At 34.8% G+C, this 1,665-nt stretch carries 5 protein-coding genes; all 5 read left to right on the top strand.

Going from position 1 to position 1,665, the window contains the following annotated elements; genetic code table 11:
* Positions 1–186, top strand: a 186-nt coding sequence (locus tag ABWI07_RS43995; RefSeq protein WP_003131971.1) for a helix-turn-helix domain-containing protein, incomplete at its 5' end; no start/stop codon positions are given.
* Between the two features lie 114 nt (positions 187–300).
* Positions 301–495, top strand: coding sequence for a DUF1655 domain-containing protein (locus tag ABWI07_RS44000; RefSeq protein WP_046780971.1), 195 nt, complete (start codon positions 301–303; stop codon positions 493–495).
* 3 nt (positions 496–498) lie between these two features.
* Positions 499–1,023 carry a hypothetical protein gene (locus ABWI07_RS44005; RefSeq protein ID WP_351947339.1) on the top strand — a complete coding sequence of 175 codons (525 nt, stop codon included), beginning with the start codon at positions 499–501 and terminating at the stop codon, positions 1,021–1,023.
* The gene (locus ABWI07_RS44010; RefSeq protein ID WP_010905052.1) at positions 1,020–1,271 is read left to right on the top strand and encodes a helix-turn-helix transcriptional regulator; all 252 of its coding nucleotides are present in this window, start codon (positions 1,020–1,022) and stop codon (positions 1,269–1,271) included. The genes ABWI07_RS44005 and ABWI07_RS44010 overlap by 4 nt, the downstream gene beginning before the upstream one ends.
* On the top strand, positions 1,268–1,549 hold the full coding sequence (locus ABWI07_RS44015; RefSeq protein ID WP_353822192.1) for a hypothetical protein: 282 nt from the start codon (positions 1,268–1,270) through the stop codon (positions 1,547–1,549). The genes ABWI07_RS44010 and ABWI07_RS44015 overlap by 4 nt, the downstream gene beginning before the upstream one ends.
* Positions 1,550–1,665: the final 116 nt, after the last annotated feature.

Here is a 1,665-nt window from a genome sequence, read left to right on the forward strand (position 1 = left end):
ATGTGGGACAAAATCAAACAACAATTAGACAAACAAGGCATAACCGAGTACCGCCTTGCCAAAATGACAGGCATAAGCCCTCAGCAGTTACACCAAATTAAAAAACGCAATACAAAAAACCCGAAATGGCTCACAGTCGTTAAGATTGCGGAGGCATTAGGAGTTAGTTTAGATGAATTTAAATAATCGTACAAAAAAAGCCGGCCATCTCCCCAGATAAACGACTTTAAATTATAAGTAAGGCAAGCTCTAACAAAGCTTTTCTTACTCTAATTATAGCAAATTGGAGAATAAAAACAAATGAATAATACAACAAACAAAGAAACTTATATCCTTGATGATTCAATCGCTTTTGAACTCATGGACTTATTAAAAGCCAAAGCACGCCATTTTATCCAGCTTAATGAGTATGTCTACCGCTTGTTTGACGGTCAATCAGTTGTGACTTTCACAACTTTAGAAAACGATATTCAAGTAGAAATGGTTAAGGGGTAGGGTATGAAATTTAAAACATTTAATTTAAGAGCTTACCATCGCAAAGACGAAACTATGCTTTCATTTGTTCTCAAAGGTGGACGGATACCAACAAGCAGAATCCTTTATATTAAAAAAGGCAACCCTTTTAAGATGAAAATCACGCACGAAATTGCTGAAAAGTACCGTATTAAACAAGAAATTAAGCAAACAGAATATAAAGGATTCGTTACAGAGGGTGTTGCGCAACTAGCTGACATCATCGAGAAAAAAATTATCTTGATGGACTATCACAACGCAAATAAAGAAAATTGGCAAGACTGGATGCGTGTTTTTGTTTACGAGTACCTGTATGATGTTGCGTTTAATCGTGGTATTCGCCATGAAAGACAACGTAGAAAAACCAAGCACAAGGCAATGACAGCATTTGATATTATCAGTTCCGAAGATGTTTCAGAGCTTTCTCATGAACTGGGAATTAGTGAAGATAAACTAACGTACGCAGTTATGGAAGTTATCTCTAAACGCAAGAATGGAGGCATGGCATGAAGTTTACTTCGAGATATACTTTAAAAGATCTACGAGAACTCAACCACTTAACATTAAAACAAGTTGCTAGAAAAGTAAAACTGAACAGGGAACGTATAGCTGAACTAGAACAAGATAGTAGTTTTATCACAATTGATGAGATGTTTCGATTTTCAAAATTTTATGGTCTTTCAATAAAATATATTTTTATAGGGGAACAAGTTGATTTTGATAGAAAACTAAACGAATATTTAGGAGGTACTCCATGAATGATGACACCTTAACGAACCTTGTTGCCCGTGGCTTAGTGGATAAAATCATTCATTTATTTAATAAATATCTTGGCACACAACTCAAAATCAGAAATGAAAAGCGGGTATTACCTTATATCTCTAAAAAGCGTGTTATGGAAGACTTAGATATATCAGACGGCACTCTTGATAATTGGGAAAAGCACGGATTGAATCGCTATAAACCAAGATACAAAACTTCACTTATTTACTATTTGATTGATGATATATGCAAGTTCATCGTCATAGATACTTAGCAACTTGTCAGGCAAGGCAAATTTTATTAGAGGATTGAGAAAATGACAAATATTATTAGAGCTTGTTCTTATGTAGCTGGCGTTGATAGCTTAGGTATGCGAAGTTTACAAGTCTA

The sequence above is a fragment of the Actinomadura sp. NPDC000600 genome, assembly GCF_040492135.1.
Taxonomy (GTDB): Bacteria; Actinomycetota; Actinomycetes; order Streptosporangiales; family Streptosporangiaceae; genus Spirillospora.